The organism is Pedobacter westerhofensis, assembly GCF_900182595.1.
Taxonomy (GTDB): Bacteria; Bacteroidota; Bacteroidia; order Sphingobacteriales; family Sphingobacteriaceae; genus Pedobacter; species Pedobacter westerhofensis.
In genome coordinates, this window is the sequence record NZ_FXTN01000003.1 from 162144 (window position 1) to 182066 (window position 19923).

A 19923-nucleotide genomic window follows, 5' to 3' on the forward strand; every position below is an offset into this window, starting at 1 on the left:
ACAACCCCCTTTGTCGCTTAAAACTTACATTTGATCAAGGTTTTATTTCAAACCATTCTGTTCATTTATGACGTATATGTGTTATATTGTATATTATTACTGTTGGAATTAGCTATTTATAAAAATATCCTGAATATAAAAGTACTATGGAATATAATAATCGGCTGGATGAACTCAAGGGTAAGATCCTCTCAAAACTTGGTATTCGTTTTATTACGCCAGCAGATTGTAAGATTATTTCAATTGAGATCAGTAAGCGCCTGAATAAAAATGTTAGTGAAACTACAATCAAAAGACTGTTTGGATTTGCGACAGTAAAACATAAATTTTCTACTTTTACGCTAACTACATTAGCTGAGTATGTTGAAAATGTTAGTGCCAACCACAATAAGACTAATATAACAAGTATCAGTTTTCCTGCCGAATGGGACGTTATCAAGAAAAAAGCAGATGTAATTACAATTTTTACGCTAAAGACAATAAGGAACCGCTCTGGTATTCCTTACGATTTGACCATTAGCAGAAAATTTGCTGAACATGACTTTGTTGAGTTTTTTAATGGCGATTTCATCTTTACTTCCTTTGTTTCACAACCGGGTTACGGGAAAACAATATTGCTCAGTCACCTGATCGAAAACCTATTTTACAAGCCCAATGCATCTTACAAAAATTCATCCGTGTTGTTTATACAGGCCAGCACCTTTTTTAAGAAGGACACTATGCACCTGCACATCGAGGAAAAGCTAAAATTACAGATGCAAATAGAGACAGATGAAAATGTACTGCAATATATTAATCATATACAGGCAAGAAACGATGGTAAATTTTTTCTTGTTATCGACGGCTTTTCAGAATTGATGATGAAGAAAGAAGACAAAACTATCTTATATGACAGCATCATTAACCTGATCTGTTCACTGGAAGACTGCAGGAATATTAAACTGGTAATGTCCATGCGGTCCACCACATGGACCAGGTTTTACGACCGTATGCGGCATTCTTCATTCCTGAAAGCCAAATGGTTCCCCGGGAACTATTTTAACCTACATGAACTTTCCAATGTACCGCCTTTATCGGAAAAAGAGGTAGAGATTATTATTTCAAAGATCAATTATCTCGATAAAAAAGAAATCAACCCCAGATTAAAGGCACAGTTGAAATTCCCTTTTCACATCCAGCTATATTATCAGCTGAAGGAAGAAGATCCGGATTTCAACTACTATACCAATATCACCTTCTATGAACTGGTCTCCCGGTTTATCCAGGAAAAGATCTACCGTTCAAACTATTACACTGAAAAGATCCTTTTTCTTAAAAAAATCATCCAGCTTACCGGTTACGGCAAGACCTCCAACTCCGTTGAGAAGGACTCCCTTATCGCAGAGCTTTCCGCATTCAGAAACGCCTATATGGAATTGCTTGCTGATGGGATACTGATGGAGGAAAAAAGATCTGAAGATGCTCATCCCAAAGAATATGTGCGATTTTTGCATCCCCACATGTTCGAATATTTCCTGTTCGTAGAGATCCTGGAGAAATTCCACCTGCAGATCAATAAAGAATTCTTCAATTATATCAACGAGGAGTATGATTACAACCAGGTGAGGTTCCAGCTCCTGCAGTGGGCAACACGTTTTTTAATTAAAACAGGTAATTTCCGTTCACTTAAATCATTATTCAAATTAAACCTGAACAGCTATGAGACCAATTATATCATTCTGTTCATTGCTGAAGAAATCAAATACAGGTCTAAATACAACAATGAGATCCTTGGAATCCTGGAAGAGGACAAATTCCATGACATTATCATTTCTAAACTGATTAACCTTGATTTTATCGACTCCTGCTATCCCGAAGCTATTGTTGCACTGGTAGAAATTGCACGAAACGATGAGCATTTGCTGATGTATTATTCAATTTTGGGAGTGATGGAAATTATCAGGCTGGACAAAGAAGGGATGAGGGACATCATCAAAAAGCTGGCACCACTGGACAGCAGTAAATGGATGATAAATCCCGCAGATATTCTGGAGATCATCCTGGCTAAGCTGAACGGTGAGCCACTCATACATCAGGATCTTCTTGCGCAAATTGATGAGTTTAAAAAAGGAAATAACCCCTTTCTGATAAAAGAAAATCAGCAGATGGAGACCCGTGAGGGAGTAACTTATGTATTGATGTTACTTGTTAACATCTTTCTTGGAGACGCCCAGTCTGCACGGCATATTATTGAGAATATCGTAAGCTTGCATCCCAAAGAAATTAAGAGGAAAAGCAGTTTTGATCTCTATATCCTGAGTTTATACGGAATTTATGGTGCCAAATTATATCCTGGAAGGAAAACAGACCAAATAGAGAATATCATGGTACATTTATCGGGCAAGACCCATTCGTATTTAACAAAATATCAGGAATCGCTTTTGACCATGTTCCAGGCAGAACAGGCATATTACAGAAAGGAGTATTCGCTTGCAATTGATTATGCCAAGGACTGTTTATTGCTGTTCAAAAGAAATGAAGTAGTCCTGAATGCAATGTTTATGTTCAACCTGCTGATATCGATCTATACGGATCTTGAAAATTATGATCTGGTAAATGAATACAAGTATGAGAAGCTTTGCCTGCTTGATGACCAACAGGTCTCAAGACAGTTGTTTTAAGACGAAGGTGATTCCAAGCCCTCTTGCGCACCTGAGCGGCAGGAAGCATTGGAATCACCTTTTTCTTTTTTTTAGAAATATCCCGTAGCATGATGGTTGATCATTCTCATCGTCATGCGCGGGGGATCAATTATTTCCGCTACTTGTAGGTAGCTGCTAATTTTAAGGCTTCGTAAGCATTGACAATACCGCCGGTAATACAAAGATCAGCAAATGGCACAGACTGTGGTGCTGTTCCTTCCTCCCCTTCGATATCTACATTGTGATTTACTTTTACAACCGACTTCAGAATGATTTCTTTTACCTGCACGGCAGATAATTTGGGATAGTAAGATCTGATCAGTGCGGCCAGTCCTGCTACAACAGGTGAAGCCATACTTGTACCATTATATGCTTCATATTTATTGTCGGGCACTGTCGAGTAAATCTGCACACCGGGAGCAAATACATCTACAGTGGTTTTACCATAATTGGAAAAATCCGCTTTCAGCGTTTTATCATCTGCAGGGCCCGAAGCGCCTACTACAATATAGGAAGAAGCAATACTGCCATCTTCGTAAACACGGCTGGGGAAGCTTTTTTCTACATCCAGGTTTTTGTTATCATTACCGGCAGCCTGTACCAGCAGCACATCCTTAGATACCGCATACTTCACAGCTTCATCCACTGTCTTTTTATCCCAGGAATAAGCTTTGCCAAAGCTCATATTGACCACTTTAGCACCGTTTGCCACAGCATAACGTATCGTGTTGGCCACATCTTTATCCCGCTCGTCACCATTAGGCACAGCACGCACACCCATGATCAGCACATTGTCGGCCACACCCTGTATACCTATCGTATTGGTACGGTCGGCACCAATAATCCCGGCAACGTGAGTACCGTGACTGGCATCTGGTCCTTTAACGTCGTTGCTTCCATAATTTGTTTGTTTACTGTCAGCATAGTTATCACCAACCAGTTCAGGTCTCGGATCAAAATCAAGGTTCAGGTTATAGTCCAGCTGATCCTGATAATGCTCCAGGCCTTTAACGATCTGTGAATTGTAAAAAGCCTCAAAAGTGCTGTTCTGCAACTGGGAAACCATAATTCCTTTCAGGCGGTCTTCCATAGCAGTTTCTGGCTTGAAGTTCTGAAAATCGGCACGCTCTGGCTTTTCCTTGCCCATTTTTTTCACCATGGCATCGAGGACTTTTTTTAGTCCGCCAATGTTTGCCACAGCATTTTTTGCCTCATCAGTTTGTTTCTCATAATCAATTTTTGCTTTCAGGTATTGATTAAATGCAGCAGAGTCTGCTGGTGTTACCGTCGCAGCAGTCACATTTTCAAATTTAGCCTTATCCCTACGCAGGATGCGTGTAAGCTCCAGTGTTTCCTGGTTTACTGAACCCTTGGACGAACCTAAAAAGTTCCATCCGTTAACATCATCTATGTATCCGTTTTTGTCATCATCCTTACCATTGCCCGCTTTCTCTTTCTTGTTTACCCAAATGATACGTTTAAGATCTTCATGATTGATATCTACGCCACCGTCCAGCACGCCCACTACAACGGTACTAGATTTCTTGCCCTTTAATAATTCGGCGTATGCTTTTTCAGTATCTATTCCAAAAACACTGTCCTTTTTCAGATCCAGGTTTTGCCAGTTTTTTTTCTGTGCAAATGATTGGAAACCAAATCCTGCAATGAAGATGATACTTAAGGCGCTCTTCAACACGATTTTATTTGTCAGTTTATTCATATAATATTTAGTAAATTAGTTTTTAAACGTTAATTTTTAAAATTAGTTGTTTTCATTAACTATTTCGCTTTTAGGACGAAAAAGAAAGATGAACCCTCCCCTGCTTTGCTCTCCGCCCAGATCCTGCCTTCATTGGCTGTCACAAATTCCCTGCATATAACCAGTCCCAGGCTTGTACCTTTTTCATTATTCGTGCCTGTAGTGCTCACGTTGTTCACACTAAATATAGATTCTAACCGCGAAAGCTCTATACCCACGCCGGTATCCTTTACCTCCACAATCACCTGGCTATCCTCATACTCCTTTACTGAGACACAGATTTTCCCTCCTTCAGGAGTGAACTTTATGGCATTTGACAAAAGATTACGGACTATGAAATCCAAATGATCGGCATCACAAAAAACCCAAAGATCCGGCTCCACATTCTGGTCAATAGAGATTGATTTTAATGCTGCGGCTTCCTTCAAAAGTAACAGGTTTCTATTGATCTTCTTGGCGGGGCTCACCCGGGCCCGATTGATCATAATCCCTTTCAACTGCATTTGTCCCCAGCGTAACAGCAAGTTAAGCGTCTCCAATGAGGCGTTGCATTGTAATTCCAGTTTGGCGAGCATAGCCGTTTTTTCTTCTTCAGTAAGCCAGCCCTTATTTACAAGTCCTAAAAGGTTAAGAATCGAAGTCAGCGGCCCCCTGAGGTCATGCCCCAGAATAGAGAAAAGCTTGTCTTTAACCGTGTTTGACTGAACAAGGTCTGCATTAGCCTTGTTCATTAAACGATTTAGGTTTCTGATCTTAAAGAAGTATGCCCCAAGGATCAGCAACAGCGTTATACTGCCAAAGATAATCCATGTTAATATTCTCTTTTCCAGCAGTTGTTCATTGTTTAGAAATTTCAGTTGCTGAACTTTAGCCTCCGATTTGCTGAGTTCGTATTGCGCCTGCAGATTGGATATTTTTACAGAGATGTCCTTAAAGTAAGAGCTGTCGGCAATACGGTACTGTTTTGATCTCGCCTCATAAGCTGCTTTATAATTACCGGTTTTCTCATGTAGTACCGCAATATGCGCCAAAGCTTCAAGGACCTGTTTATTGGCCAGTTTTTTTTGCGCAAGGGCCAGTGCCTGCTGCTGGTAACTCAATGACAATTTAGGATCAGCTGCCCCATAACTTTCTGCAAGAGCCATCAGGCTTTGAAACTCCCGGATACTATTCTTAATGTTTCTCGACTTTTGCAGCGCTCCTTTCTGAAGCTCAATTGCCTTTGCCGTGGCACCAGATTTCGCATATACCTGTGCAAGTCCGTTGGTGAGGGAAATGTTCAAACCCATCATCTCGGGATAATCACTTTGCGAAATGCCCTTTTCAAAATAAAAGATGGCTTTGGACAGATCACCTGTTTCCCTGTAGGCAGCGCCAAAATTGAGGTAAGCGTTTAACTTTAAGCTCGAAAATGGAAGTTGTATTCCTATAGCCTCTGCTTTCTGGTAGTAGGAGATTGCACGCTGATAGTTATGCCTGTTGGCATACACTTCTCCCAGTGTGATATAAGACTCCATGACGCCGTTTTTATCATTGTTCTTTTCACTGATCTTTAAGGCCTGCAAAAAATACGTCAGGGCACCCGTTGAATTTCCTTTCCTATTTTCTACTACCCCAAGGCGTATGTTCTCTTTAATTATTCCCTTGTGGTTGTGGAGCCTTTTGTAGATTTCAAGTGCCTCCAGGTAATGTTGTCTCGAAGATTCTGCATTTCCGGAGTTATCATCTATCATCCCCATCTGGTTCAGCATTTTTGCTGTACCTTCTTCATCATTTGTCTGTTTGGCAAGCTTCATCCCGAGGCGGACAAAATACAAGGCTGAATCAGGCTGGTCATACCTGTAATGGATGATCAGTTTTTCATATGCCTGAATATCTTTTCCGGGTAAGGTTGAATTCCCGGGTTGCTGGAAGCCGTAAAGGAGCTGAGAACTGTATGTCAGAAAAAAACAAAGGGAAAACGCACGAAAAAAGGACATATAAAGGTACCAGGGGCGACGTAATACACCAAAGATAATAGTTTGGGCCTAATTGTAAAGTAAAAAAGCCAGGTATTTACCCGGCTTTTTTGATAAGTTTATGATGTAATGTTTTTAATATTCTTCAGAAAGAACAGCATAAAAATCTCTGATCCTGGCAAAAGAAGGATGAAGCGAAACCACATCACCAAGTACCAGCAGTGCCGGAGATGAAATTTTATGATCCTCAATCAGTTCTGCAATCGTATCCACTACGCCTACAATGATATTCTCGTTTTTACTGGACCCATTCTCAATCACTGCAACAGGAAGCCTGTCTTTTCCTTCTGCTATAAAGATTGCTGCAATTTCTCTGATCCTTTCTATTCCCATCAGAACAACAATTGTTGCATTGGATTTCGCCGCCCCTTTAAGATCTGGAGAGATCTCTCCTTTAGCATTTGTGCCAGAAAGCACCCAGAAGCTTTCGCTCAGATCTCCATAGATCATTGGTATTTTATGAAGGCCAGGTACCCCGGTTGCACTGGAAATACCAGGTATAATTTCAGTTTGTATGCTATAGGACTCTGCAAAGTCAACTTCTTCAAATCCTCGCGCAAAAACAAAAGGATCGCCGCTTTTTAAGCGGACTACATGCCCATAATTTAACGCGTAATCAATCATTAATTTATTAACAGCGTCCTGTGAGAAAGACTCATCGTCTGAACGGCCAACAAAAATCCTGATCGCATGTTCAGGTGCGTGGTTTAATAAAGCACCGTTTACCAAAGCATCATACAATACCACATCGGCTGTGTTTAGTGCCTTTACTCCTTTAAGACTAATTAAATCAGGATCTCCGGGACCAGCTCCAACCAATGTAATACGTGGTTCCTGGACGCTGCTTTTTGTTTTGTTTAAAATCATAACCGAAATTTTAAGGGTTCGTATGTGTGTTAGCAATACAAATATACAAAGTCTATTGAATAAGTAGTCTTTATTTTAAAATAAATTTATCCGGTTATGAAAGAGTAGTTATTATACCAGCAGGTCGTCTGTATTTTCGCGTGCAATTACGTCGGCCACGGATGTCCTGGAAAGCACCTGTAAGGTAGCGTCTCTTACGTCAATAAATGTTTTTCTTATTCCGCAGGTTTTCTCGTCGTGGCATTCATCGCATTTGCGGTAGAATTTTAAACTTGCACATGGAACCATAGCGATCGGGCCATCGGTGATCCGTAAAATATCCGCCAGATAGATATCAGCAGCATTTTTGTTGAGGCTATACCCCCCGCCAGCGCCTTTTTTGCTATACAGATAGCCGGCGTTGCGGAGGTCTAATAATATCTGTTCCAGAAATTTCCTGGGTATCATCTCCTGTTCTGCCAACCTTACGATCTGCATTGGAGGGTTTTCTACGTTTTTGCCTAAAGCCACCAGTGCTTTAATGGCATATTTTGTTTTCTTAGACAACATATTGGATGCAAAGCTAAGAAAAGATTTAGGTAATGATAAATGCTAATGATTTACTTATCAATACTTCCGGAGATGAAACTGAATTTAATCCCCGGAATAGTATACCTTAACCTGATCTGTAAAATTATTCTTTGATGAAATCTTCATAGAAATCATCGGGAGCTTCAGCATCCGCAGAATCTTCATTTTTAACGGTTGCCAGTAAAGCGATCAGCTTTTTTTCAAGCCTTTCATATTCAGCCCTGTGCTGTTCCGTTCTTTCAGGCAAACCCTGAGGGTCAACCAGCGAAGACACTTTGGATTCTAAATAAGAGCTGTAAGTTTCTGCAGTCCTGTCTGCCAGGTCATACAGGAGTTCTTTATAAGTCATAGTTTCGTTTGTATATGAATAGATAGCTATATAACGCTTGCTCGTTCATTTTGTTTCTGACAGATTGCTACTGCCCGGGGCATATTGTGGAGAAACTGGACATATTGAACCAGCCATATAAAGTACAAATCATTGATTTAAAGACCAGTAAAAAAAAAATCAAACAGTGGCATTGTTTTCAATCCTATTCAAATGGAATTGAAACAATAATTATTAAAAAATACAGCACAACATGAAAAATTTCATTTTATCAGCCGCTATAGTAGCATTCGCAGGCGTATCAACAGTTAAAGCAAATGAAATCAGAACACCCTTAACGATCAGCCTGGCATCAGATAGTACTGCGAATAAAGTTCCTGTTAAACTGGAAGAATTGCCTGAGGCAGTAAAAACCACTTTGAAGGCCAATGCCTATAAAGAATGGACGCCAACAACTGCATTCCTGATCACCAAAGCGGACCAGTCTACCTTTTACCAGGTAGATGTTAAAAAAGGAAACGACATTGCCTATTTACAGTTAAGTAAAGAGGGTGCCATCATCCAATAAATACAACTAAACACAAAATATGACGATATTAAAGCCGGAAATCCTCCGGCTTTCGTATTTTTGCCATTATATCAAAGCAGATACCTATGGCGAAAATACTTATTATTGAAGATGATCTAACTTTCTCACAGCTGTTAGAGGGCTTTCTTAAAAAGCATGGCCATCAGCCATTTATCGTTCATGACGTCAAAAATTCTTTTAAAATATTAGCACAGGACACCTTTGATCTCTTACTGGTAGACTACCGGCTGCCCGATGGTACCGGCCTGGAAGTCCTGTCACATATAAGGGAAAAAGGATTCAATTATCCCGTGGTTATCATGACCAGTTTCAATGATGTGCGTACTGCCGTTAAATCAATTCAGCTTGGCGCAATTGATTATATCACCAAACCCGTTAATCCGGATGAATTGTTAATGATCATCGGAGGCGCACTGGAGAAAAAAACGGAGAGCGGAAAAAAAGCTACTGTTGAGCATGCCGACTTTATTAAAGGTAAAAGTACAACGGCAGATAAGTTATATGCACATATAGATCTTGTAGCCCCTACAGATATGTCCGTTATTATCCAGGGTGAAAGTGGGACCGGCAAGGAATATGCCGCCCGTACCCTTCATGCCCAGAGCAAACGCAGCGCAAAGCCTTTTGTGGCAATCGATTGCGGCGCACTGTCACGGGACCTGGCCGCAAGTGAACTTTTTGGACACGTAAAGGGAGCATTTACAGGTGCCGTAAACGACAAAAAAGGACAGTTTGAAGCCGCCGAGGGGGGCACGTTATTCCTGGATGAGGTAGGTAACCTGAGCTACGAGGTGCAGGTAAAGTTATTGAGAGCCTTGCAGGAACGGGTAATCCAGCCTGTAGGCAGCACAAAGAAAATTGCTGTGAATGTCCGTATCATCACAGCCACAAATGACGACCTGCTGAACAGCATTCAAAACGGAGAATTCCGCGAAGATCTTTATCACCGGTTAAACGAATTCAAAATCCTGCTTCCGGCACTGCGCGACCGTGGTAAGGACCTGGAACTTTTTATTGATCATTTTATCAGGCTTTCGAATGAAGAACTGGACAGGAATGTTCAGCATCTTTCTGCGCCGGTAAAAGACCTGCTTCTAAATTACGATTGGCCAGGTAACCTGCGCGAACTGAAAAATGTGATCAAAAGGATGGTATTGTTAACTCCTGCAGATACGGCTGGTTTAGAATCCCTTCCCGATGAAATGATCCTTGCCATTAAACAGGCACCGAAACCAACCGGATCAGATCTGAAAGCGATCAATGAAAGCAATGAGAAAACACTGATCATAGAAACCCTGATCAAAGTAAAATATAATAAATCCAAGGCAGCTAAATTGCTGAATATTGACAGAAAAACATTGTATTCGAAAATGGAACGCTACGAAATCGAATAAAATCAATTTCTATTTTCATCCGATTTTCAGATTAACCAGCTGCATGAGCTGGCCAAGTCTGCTGATGCAGCTTTTTAGTTTTTCACGATGGCTGTCTGTAATTACTTCTGATGCGGCAAGTTCAATTTCCATCAGCCTGAATTCCGCGGCTAATTTGGCTGAGCCCATCTGTGCTGTTCTGCCTGCAATGCGGTGAACAATCAGTCTTGCCATTGGGAGATCATTCAGCAGGATGCCCTGCTCCAGTTCCTCCGCATCATGCTCACAATCTTCCTTAAACCGGTTCAGTATATTCAACAGGAGCTCCTCATCACCAAAGGTCATTTTTTCCACTATCGAAGTATCCAGCTCAATACCCGGGTCAAGAGGTTTTTCCACAGGCGTATCCAGTTCTTCCACTATCGAAGTGTCTAGTTCAATACCCGGGTCAACAGGTTTTTCCACAGGCGTATCCAGTTCTCCCGCTGCGATGTCATCTATACTGAAAACAGCAAGAAGATCATTTTCCCTGAAAGGCTTCATGATCAGGCCATCAAATCCCTGTCCAAGCACAGCTTCCAGTTCTTCAGGCAACACCTGCGCCGTCATCGCATAAATCTTCATATCTGCTGGTATTCTCTCCCTCATCAAATGGCACAGCTCTGTGCCCGAGATTTCGGGCATCCGCATATCCATCAGCATGTATTTTACTGAGGGGTCCCATTCTGCAGCCAGTACCGCTGCCGGCGAATTAAAACAGAGATGAGGAATTTGTTTCTTGCTAAAGATAATCTCGCAAAGATCGAGGATCAGCTGATCATCGTCTACCACCCATACTTTATCCGTAGTGCTCAATTTTTTTGCCGGTACCGGAAGTACCTTCTCTACCTGCAGGGCATCGGCTACCTTAAATGTAAGATAAACAGTAAATGTGCTGCCCGCTCCTGCCTTGCTTTTTACATAGATCCGGCCGTCCTGATTTTCAACAAGTGATTTAATGATGGTTAGTCCCAAACCTGCCCCCGCCTTATTGATCACCTCTTTGTCGGCGGAGTCAATCTGTTCAAATTCATTGAAGATCCTGTGGCTCTCTTCTTCGGTAAACCCTATTCCGGTATCTTTCACCATGAATGTAAAATGCAGATTGCCAAGCTGGCGCTTGTAATAAACAGTTAAAACAACCTCGCCTTTCTGGGTAAATTTTACCGCATTGCTGAGCAGGTTATACAGGATCTGTTTTAACCGGAAAGCATCACCTTCGATAAATTCTATGCCATGCAGCTCAATAGCGGTACGCATACTCAGCTGTTTTTGTTCTGCCTGCGGTTTCATTACCGAAACTACTTCTTCCAGCAAATCTTTGATATTAAAAGGTTTTCGCTGAAAAGTGAATTTTCCTGAAATAATACGGTTGTAGTCCAGTATTTCATTTACAATCTGAAGCAGGTGTTCAGAAGAATGAAAGATGGCTTCAATATCTTTGTGCTGGGGGTGCTCCTGGTTCCTGATGATCTCCGCGTAACCGATGATCGACTGCAGCGGGGTCCTGATTTCATGGCTCATATTGGACAGGAACCTTTGTTTTGCCATGCCATGATATTCTGCTTCATCACGTGCAGCTTCAAGTTCCTTTCTGTATAGATTGCTCCTGGTAATATCCGTCAGAATCAGGTATAACAGGATAATCGTGAGCAGGAAAAAGCCAATCATGATCCAACTGATCCGGGTAATACCAGTGTTGACCACGGCTTTGGCCTGGATACCATTTTGTTCGATCTGGGCCACCACTTCACTTTCTACTTTTCTCAGGATATCAAGCATTTGCCTTGTCAGTGCATTATTAGCATTGGCAAGTACAGCTTCCCTGTCCAGGAACCTGGCGCTCCGTAACCGTTGTTCGCTGGCAATGCTGCGGAGCGATTTTTCAAGCCCCTTCGCAATGATTGTTTCGCCTGATAAGGCAATGGTATCTCTTTTGATCTTCTCTTCATTAGTAACCTGATAGGATTTGTTTTGCTCCGGGGAATCGTTCTTTTTACTGAAAATCCTGCTGAGAAAACCCTTGCGTTTGGATTCATCAACTGGGAGTATGGTAACGGTAGACGTTTTTTTCTCGGTTGTAACAATTGTACTGTCCTGCTGCTGGGGCGGCCTGTTTACCATTTCATTCAGCTTTTGCACTTCATCTGTAAAAGACTTATTGTTGACCAGTCCTTCGCGGACTTTCAGGTAGTTTACAAACTGCTTGTCCCTGGCAACCAATAGTTTTTCAATGGACTTGATCCTGTTCAGCTGCACCGGGTCGTTCAGGTACATGCCACCAAGTGAATCGAGCAATATCCTGAGCTGCCTTGAATCCTTTAAAAAGCCGCTGTACTTCCCCGGAGAGTTAAAAGCAGTGGTTCTTTGCTGCTGGTCCAGGCTCGCCACTTTTCTTGAAACCTGGTTTACCAAACGTAATTTCGCATTAGGCGTAGAAATCGTATCCACTGTATCCAGCATTTCATTGAATGCGATCTTACTTACTGCCCAGGCCAGAAAAAGGGCAAAGAAAGCGAGTACAAAACCTGTGATAATCTTGCCTTTGGCCGCACCTAAAAAACTCTTTTCGGAAACATCTATCATCTGCAGTATCGGGTATGAACTGTAAAGATAACAATGATCAGAGCAATTTTGTGTGGCTTAAATCATTGTCCTGAAGGTCAGGTTAATCCTGGGCCGGGTAACTTTGGTGGTTTTTGGCAGCTGATGCAGCCAGTTGCTCTGCGTGGCGCCTTTCATGACCAGCAAACTCCCACTTTCCAGGATCAGCGAAAGGGTGTGTTTGGTTTCCCTGTGTCTAAAGGCAAACTTTCGCTCAGCACCAAAACTCAGTGAGGCAATACTGGTGTTTTTTCCCAGCGATTTTTCATCATCACTGTGCCAGGCCATCCCTTCATTGCCATCATGATACAGGTTGAGCAGACAGGAATTGAATTTTGTGCCCGTGATCTTTTCTGTCAGTTTTTTAAGGGCCAGCAGTTCAGGTGTCCATTCCAGTGCCTGTTTGGTAATATTGGAATACGTATAGGAAAAAGCAGTGTCACCATACCAGGCCGCTTTCCTTTTGGTAATGATATGCTTGCCAAAGATCACGGCCTCGTCATTCTTCCAGGCAATGTTATCGAGCAGTTTTTCCAGGTAATACTGCGCTTCGGCAGCTGACAATATATGTCCGTAGTAATAACTCTCGCCATCATATGGCAATAGATTAGTGGCTTCCGTGGTATTAAATAAGTCCATCCTGTAGCTGAGTATTGGGTAATATGAAATTGTTCTCTGCCTGCGCTGCTTCCCAGCCTATCATCGCCTGTTTGCGGATACTGCCCCAGCGGTACTGGCCAAATACACCGGTTGACTGGATCACCCGGTGGCAAGGGATAAGAAAAGCGACCGGGTTTGCTCCTACAGCCGTTCCAACGGCTCTGGATGCCGAAGGCAGGCCAATGGATTTGGCTATCGAGCCGTAGGTGCTGAGCCTGCCCACAGGAATCTTCAGCAGCGTTTCCCATACTTTTAACTGAAAATCCGTTCCTTTCAAATGCAGCTTAACCCGATTGGGCTGCGACCAGTTTTGTGTAAAAATATGCAGCACATCCTGCTGAAATACATCTGTCTGCTGCAGGTACTGTGCATTTGGAAATCTTGCTTTTAGTAAGGTAAGTTCTGCCTCCGGATCATCAGTGAAAGCGATATAACATACACCCTTAATAGTTGAGGCCACTAAAGTTATCCCGAAAACGGTATCAGCAAAACTATAATTAATGCGCAGCTGTTCTCCTCCGTTTTTATATTCGCCGGGAGTCATTCCTTCGATGTTGACAAAAAGGTCATGCAACCTTCCTGTTCCGGAAAGACCGCTTTCGAAAGCAGTCTCAAACAGCGTAGCCTGGCTATCTTTCAGCATTCTTTTTGCATAGGCAAGCGTAAGGTACTGCAGAAATTTCTTAGGGCTTACGCCTGCCCATTCTGTAAACAGCCGCTGAAAGTGAAAAGGGCTCATATTTACCTGTTCCGCGATCTCATCCAGTCCTGGCTGCGTTCTGAAATTCGTATTGATATAATGAATTGCTGTGGCAATGCGCCCGAAATTTGTTTCTTCCTGAGTTTTCATATCATCATTGTTTCAGCAGCAAAAATACAGCGGAAAAATATGGGTACCTACCCGAAACTTGCTGTTTAATGAATTATTTCATTCCTTAGCCAGATCCCGTTATATTTGGCTGATATGAATATAGCTATCATTTCCGGAAGTGCAAGACCTGAAAGACAATCGCACCAGGTAGCACTTGAAGTACAGGAGCGGTTGAGCAAACTGGGCTTGTCCAACTGGCTTTGGGATATTAAAACAGCTGCTTTCCCGCTGCTGGATTATACCTTTGAAGAACATCCCAATCCCGGCGACTCATTAAAGACGGTAAAAGCAAATCTTGATCAGACGGATGCTTTTATTATTGTTTCGCCCGAACATAACGGCAGTTATCCCGGTGCATTAAAAAACGCGATGGACTACTTTTACAAGCCCTATGTACACAAGGTATTCGGAATTGTAGCTGTATCCAATGGCGTTTTAGGCGGCATCAACGCTGTCAAAAACCTGCAGCATTACGTGATCAAAGTGAATGGCTTACTTTCTCCTGAATACCTGATTACTCCGGAAGTACAGAATTTATTTAAGGAAGGGAAAATCAACGATGAGAAATATGCACACCGTATGGATGTATTTTTAGATCATTTCCTTAAACTGGCGGGGGCTCTTCCTGCAGGCAAATGAAACCTCAGTTCTTAATTGCAGCTCCGCACAGCGGTGCCGGTAAAACCACCGTTACACTGGGCATCATCCGGGCATTACACAACCGCAGATTGGCCATACAGTCTTTTAAATGCGGGCCGGATTACCTGGATCCAAAACTTCATACCATAGCTTCGGGAAAAACAGGGATTAACCTGGATCGTTTTATGATGGACGATGCACATATCAGCAGCGTTTATAATGCTTATGGAAATGATGCCGATGTACTGATTACAGAAGGTGTAATGGGGCTTTTTGACGGTTCAGTGAAGATGGAAGGCAGCAGTGCCGATCTTGCGGGCTTCCTGAACATTCCTGTTGTGCTCATCGTTAATGCCAAAGCAATGGCCTATTCTGTGGCTGCACTCCTGCTGGGATTTAAGCTCCTGCGAAAGGATATACATATCGCAGGTGTGATCTTTAATTTTGTGGAACGCGAGTCGCACTACCAGCTGCTTAAAGCCGCAGCAGAAGACGTAGGGATAAGAGCCCTTGGATTTTTGCCCAAAAATGAGGGGATGCAGATTCCTTCCAGACATCTGGGTTTAAAAACAGGCTCAGAAATCGATCATGAAGTTATTATTGAACAGGCGGCCGAACACATCCAGAAACATATCGATCTGGACGAACTGATGCGCATTACTGCCGCCCCGTTTTTTCCTTCCAGTTTCCCCCTTCCGCTGATCGCTAAAGGCCAGAGAAAAATTCTGATTGCACGGGATGAGGCCTTTAACTTCCTCTATGCCGAAAACATCCGCATATTAGCCGGCTTAGGGCAGGTAAGCTACTTCAGTCCCTTAAAAGACACGGTACTCCCCGCAGCAGACCTCATTTATCTTCCGGGTGGTTATCCCGAATTGCATCTTGGCACCCTGTCAGCAAATACCGCGCTGAAGCAGCAGCTGGTCAGTTATTATGAGCATGGCGGAAAGTTTCTCGCAGAATGTGGCGGCATGATGTACCTGGGCCAATATATTGCTGATGAAGAGGGAAGGCAATTTCCAATGACCGGAATTTTAGATGTATCCACAAGCATGCAGCAGAAAAAACTATCGCTGGGTTACAAGCGGATGCTTATCGGCGGGACAGAGCTCCGCGGACATGAATTTCACTATTCCCATTTTACCGAAATACCTCCGCAGGAGCAAGACATTCAGGTCTGGAATGCGAGAGACGAAGCCCTGCAGACCCCCGTGTTTAAAACGGATCAGGTCCTTGCCAGTTATCTCCATTTTTATTTTGGAAACCGGGCAGCAGCTATAGAAAAACTTCTGTTTGGCTAGCCTGTCAGTTTAAACTGCTCCGGTGCTCACCTCGGCACTTTCAAAACTGGCCATATCATTCAGAAAATCTACCGCACTTTTCAGCAATGGAAAGGCTAAAGCACAACCGGTTCCTTCACCCAGGCGCAAATCCAGTTTCAATAATGCTTTGGCATTGAGCTGTTCAAGTAACAGCCGGTGCCCCTGTTCGTCGCTCTGATGACAAAAAATAGCGTTCCTTTGCAATTCAGGGTCCAGCTTAAAAGCACAGAGGTAAGCAACGGTGCAAATAAATCCATCAACAAGGATCAGCAGATTCCTCTTTTTAGCTTCAAGCATAGCGCCGGCAATCTGCATCATCTCAAACCCACCAAAATGTGCCATCAGGTGTTTAACTTCATGGCTGCCCTGGTAACGGCTGATAGCCAGTTGTAAGATTTCCTGTTTTTTCTGCAATTGTGCCGCGTTCACACCGGTACCTTTCCCTACACAATCCTGCAGAGGAAGCCCGCACAGTAAGTGCATCAGCACAGAAGCACTGGAAGTATTGCCAATCCCCATTTCTCCAAACCCAATCGTATTGCTCCCTCCTTTCTGAACCTCTGCAACCACCTCTGCCCCCTTTTGTAAACAAAGTTCCAGTTCAGCGGCAGACATTGCCGCAGCATATAAAAACGACTGTGTACCCTTAGCTATCTTATGAACAATCAGGTCTGCATTTGGAGCAAAATCATAATTCACACCGGCATCTACCACCTTTAGAGCGATCTGATGCTGACGGCAAAAAACATTGATTGCCGCTCCGCCATCCAGAAAGTTGTTCACCATCTGCCGTGTCACTTCCTGCGGATAGGCACTTACACCATGATGGGCAATCCCATGGTCAGCGGCAAAAACAACGAGCTGGGGATCGGTAATCTGCGGACTCAAAGTTCCAAGGACAGTACCGATTTGCAAAGCAAGGTCTTCAAGCATGCCCAATGATCCCAGCGGCTTTGTTTTGCCATCAATAGCGGCGCTCAGTTGCGCCGATACGTTTTGATGATCCGCTGGCACAATAGTGCTGCTTTCAACAGATGCAGCGCCGGATAATGAATCGATTTCAGCCACTGCGGGCAGTTCAGATTTATTTTTCCAGCCCAGCTGCTGCAACATCGGCTGCTTTTCATAATCTGTTGCAGGTTTGCCCACACAGAAATAACCCAACGGCTCAATCTCATCAGGTAAGTTCAGGATCTTCTTAAACTGATGATAATTTAAGATGGAGACCCAGCCCATGGAATAGCCTTGTTCTGTTAAAGAAAGCCAGATATTTTGTATTGCGCAGACCGCGCTTGACCTGATCGTATCGTTAGTGGCAATAGTGCCGATGGTAAATTCATTTAATACAGAGCGGTCATAACAAACCACCAAGCCTATCGGCGCATCGGTAATACCTTCAAGTTTCAGGGCCCGATAGGCAGATTTCTGATCATCTGTTTCGATCAGCTGTTCAGCCTTGCGACTGTAGTTATCAAAAAGATGTTTTACGGCCAGTTTGACCTCGCCAGACCGGATGATGTAGTACCGTGTAGCATCAGTTAAGCCCACTGAAGGAGCCATATGACCGGCCATGAGCGCTTTCTGCAAAACACTGTCAGGCACAGGCTCATTTGTAAAATGCCGGGTATCACGTCTTAATTTTAACAGGTCTTCTAACATACGATATTTTCTAACAGGACAAGCCTGTGTTACAGCAACTGGTTTACCACCGGTGTAAGGCTTTCATGCGAGATCTCATTGAGTGATACATATTGTGCACCCATAGCCTGCGCCAGTTCTTCGGCCTTATGGAGGTTAAAAAAATTTGATTCTGTATTTAAGATCAGCGACTGAATATTGGCATTCCTTAGCCGGGCAGCCACTTCAATACTTTGACTCCATGGATCTCCTTCGGCCTCCAGGGCTACATTTGCCTTCCCGTCTGTGAGGATGATCAGGATAGGATGATAAGACTTACTGAACTGATCCAACAGGTTCATTGCCATTTCCAGGGCATGGGGCAATGGTGTACGGCCGCCGGTAGGGAGGCTTTTCATTGCCTCTTCTGCAAGCGCGATACTTTGGGTTGGATGAAGCAATACTTCTGCTGCTATACCACGAAAAGCGATCACCCCAACAGTATCTCTCTTCTGGTAAGCATCCCTCAGCAGATTCAGCACTGTTCCCTTTACAGCTTCCATTCTTTTGCCCGCCGCCATTGATCCCGAAGCATCTACTACAAAAAGGATCAGGTTACTCATTTTGCCCTTGCGCTGCTTCTGCTGAAAATCGGTCATGGTAATATCCAGATCAGCAGGATTTCGGTGTAAGGCATGGATTACCGTTGCGTCGATTGCAACTTCTGATCCGTTTTGAACAGGAATTGCACGGATATAAGCGCCTCTTTTTGTATCGGGCGCCACACTGCGTTTACCTGGTAGTTCAGACCTGTCGTTCAGTCCCGGTACAGGAGGCAGAATAATCGGCGTACCGGCGCCAAAGACTTGTTCATCATCCTTTGGCTTTCCACTCTCTTCGCCGTCCCTGCCATTTGCCTGCAATTGCTGGCTATTTTGTTTTTCTGCTGAGCTTTCATTGGCCGGTTGCTGCTGGTCGGCATTATCCGGGTTTGGCTGGTCGTTACGCGACTGCTTCTGCGGGGATGGTGCCGGCTGTGTATGGCTTTTCCTGCTGCGATGTGCCAAAGCCAGTTCCGCAGCTTCCTTCACATCTTCGGCAGTAACTTCAGTCCGCTGATCCAGTGCAGCCAGGGTAATGGCAGTTTTGTACATCACAATATCCGCCCGGAGGCTTTTCACGCCCAGCTCAGTAGTGTATTCACTGATCAGCGTCAGGAGTTCATCCTGGAGATGCACTGCGGGAAGCAATTGTTTTGCCTGCAGAAGCCTGTGCAGTAAAGCATCCTGGCTCAGCTCCCATTGTTCTGCAAAAGATACTGCATCATTTTCATAAGCAATCCTGCGACGGACTACCTCAGTCCGCTCCTGTACATCAGTGGGTGCCTCAACCATTACCATCAGGCCAAACCTGTCCAGAAACTGCGGGCGCAACTGTCCTTCTTCAGGGTTCATCGTCCCAATTAATGTAAAACGCGAAGGGTGGCTCAGTGAAAGGCCTTCCCTCTCGATAATGTTTTCGCCCATCGCGGCAACATCCAGCAATACATCCACCAGATGGTCCGGCAGTAAATTCACCTCATCAATATAAAGGATTCCCTGATGAACTGCTGCCAGCAGGCCTGGCTGAAACTTCTTTTTCTTCTCTGCCAGGATGCCTTCCAGGTCCAGACTGCCAATCACCCTTTCTTCCGTGGCACCAATTGGTAAATTGATAAACGGAACCTGTACCTGATGTAAGGTCCTTTCTGCCTGGCGGCAAACTTCACAGATATCCAGCGGGTACTCCGCAGCACAATTGAAACGGCAGTTTTCTGTTTTTGTAATCTTAGGTACTACCTCTGCAAGGGCACGGGCAGCAGTACTCTTTGCCGTGCCCTTATCCCCCTGTATCAGCAGACCGCCAATCCTCGGGTTAATTGCGCATAACAGCAATGCTTTTTTAAGTTTTTCCTGCCCTACAATCGCTGTAAATGGATAAATCATA

At 43.6% G+C, this 19923-nt stretch carries 15 protein-coding genes; 5 read left to right on the top strand and 10 right to left on the bottom strand.

The features are described 5' to 3' along the window. The first annotated feature begins 146 nt into the window (after window positions 1-146). Entirely contained in the window at window positions 147-2660 is a 2514-nt protein-coding gene (locus FN831_RS06110; RefSeq protein ID WP_142527334.1) for an NACHT domain-containing protein, read from the top strand. A gap of 139 nt (window positions 2661-2799) precedes the next feature. Here FN831_RS06110 and FN831_RS06115 read toward each other — a convergent pair whose 3' ends face one another. From FN831_RS06115 to FN831_RS06135, 5 genes are all read right to left on the bottom strand, one after another. Beyond that, on the bottom strand, window positions 2800-4401 hold the full coding sequence (locus FN831_RS06115; protein ID WP_142527335.1) for a S8 family peptidase: 1602 nt from the start codon (window positions 4399-4401) through the stop codon (window positions 2800-2802). A 59-nt stretch (window positions 4402-4460) separates the two neighbouring features. Then, window positions 4461-6419 carry a tetratricopeptide repeat-containing sensor histidine kinase gene (locus tag FN831_RS06120; protein ID WP_142527336.1) on the bottom strand — a complete coding sequence of 653 codons (1959 nt, stop codon included), beginning with the start codon at window positions 6417-6419 and terminating at the stop codon, window positions 4461-4463. A 114-nt stretch (window positions 6420-6533) separates the two neighbouring features. Next, entirely contained in the window at window positions 6534-7325 is a 792-nt protein-coding gene (cobA, locus tag FN831_RS06125; protein ID WP_142527337.1) for a uroporphyrinogen-III C-methyltransferase, read from the bottom strand. A gap of 111 nt (window positions 7326-7436) precedes the next feature. Beyond that, a complete protein-coding gene (locus FN831_RS06130; protein ID WP_142527338.1) occupies window positions 7437-7874 on the bottom strand; it encodes an RrF2 family transcriptional regulator in 438 nt (145 codons plus the stop codon). Window positions 7875-7998: 124 nt separating this feature from the next. Further along, complete coding sequence (locus tag FN831_RS06135; RefSeq protein WP_142527339.1) at window positions 7999-8244, bottom strand: hypothetical protein; 246 nt, start codon at window positions 8242-8244, stop codon at window positions 7999-8001. A 232-nt stretch (window positions 8245-8476) separates the two neighbouring features. On the opposite strand from FN831_RS06135, the gene FN831_RS06140 reads away from it, so the two are divergent. Together FN831_RS06140 and FN831_RS06145 are read left to right on the top strand one after the other, a co-directional pair. Next, window positions 8477-8791, top strand: a complete 315-nt coding sequence (locus tag FN831_RS06140; protein ID WP_142527340.1) for a hypothetical protein — start codon at window positions 8477-8479, stop codon at window positions 8789-8791. A gap of 86 nt (window positions 8792-8877) precedes the next feature. Next, window positions 8878-10206, top strand: a complete 1329-nt coding sequence (locus FN831_RS06145) for a sigma-54-dependent transcriptional regulator (protein WP_142527341.1) — start codon at window positions 8878-8880, stop codon at window positions 10204-10206. 15 nt (window positions 10207-10221) lie between these two features. On the opposite strand, the gene FN831_RS06150 is transcribed toward FN831_RS06145, so the two are convergent. From FN831_RS06150 to FN831_RS06160, 3 genes are read right to left on the bottom strand one after another with little or no spacing between them, the layout of a single operon-like run. Next, on the bottom strand, window positions 10222-12810 hold the full coding sequence (locus tag FN831_RS06150; RefSeq protein ID WP_142527342.1) for a hybrid sensor histidine kinase/response regulator: 2589 nt from the start codon (window positions 12808-12810) through the stop codon (window positions 10222-10224). 57 nt (window positions 12811-12867) lie between these two features. Beyond that, window positions 12868-13467 carry an alpha-ketoglutarate-dependent dioxygenase AlkB family protein gene (locus FN831_RS06155; RefSeq protein ID WP_142527343.1) on the bottom strand — a complete coding sequence of 200 codons (600 nt, stop codon included), beginning with the start codon at window positions 13465-13467 and terminating at the stop codon, window positions 12868-12870. Further along, a complete protein-coding gene (locus FN831_RS06160) occupies window positions 13454-14338 on the bottom strand; it encodes a bifunctional transcriptional activator/DNA repair enzyme AdaA (protein ID WP_142527344.1) in 885 nt (294 codons plus the stop codon). Before FN831_RS06160 ends, FN831_RS06155 begins: the two co-directional genes overlap by 14 nt. A gap of 114 nt (window positions 14339-14452) precedes the next feature. On the opposite strand from FN831_RS06160, the gene FN831_RS06165 reads away from it, so the two are divergent. Together FN831_RS06165 and FN831_RS06170 are read left to right on the top strand one after the other, a co-directional pair. Next, on the top strand, window positions 14453-14998 hold the full coding sequence (locus FN831_RS06165) for an NADPH-dependent FMN reductase (protein WP_142527345.1): 546 nt from the start codon (window positions 14453-14455) through the stop codon (window positions 14996-14998). Next, window positions 14995-16299: a cobyrinate a,c-diamide synthase gene (locus FN831_RS06170; protein ID WP_142527346.1), complete on the top strand. Its 1305-nt coding sequence runs from the start codon at window positions 14995-14997 to the stop codon at window positions 16297-16299. Before FN831_RS06165 ends, FN831_RS06170 begins: the two co-directional genes overlap by 4 nt. A gap of 9 nt (window positions 16300-16308) precedes the next feature. Here the strand turns inward: FN831_RS06170 and cobT are convergent, their stop codons facing one another. After that, window positions 16309-17979, bottom strand: a complete 1671-nt coding sequence (gene cobT / locus FN831_RS06175) for a nicotinate-nucleotide--dimethylbenzimidazole phosphoribosyltransferase (RefSeq protein WP_142527347.1) — start codon at window positions 17977-17979, stop codon at window positions 16309-16311. 29 nt (window positions 17980-18008) lie between these two features. Next, on the bottom strand, window positions 18009-19922 hold the full coding sequence (locus FN831_RS06180) for a magnesium chelatase subunit D family protein (protein WP_142527348.1): 1914 nt from the start codon (window positions 19920-19922) through the stop codon (window positions 18009-18011). Window position 19923: the final 1 nt, after the last annotated feature.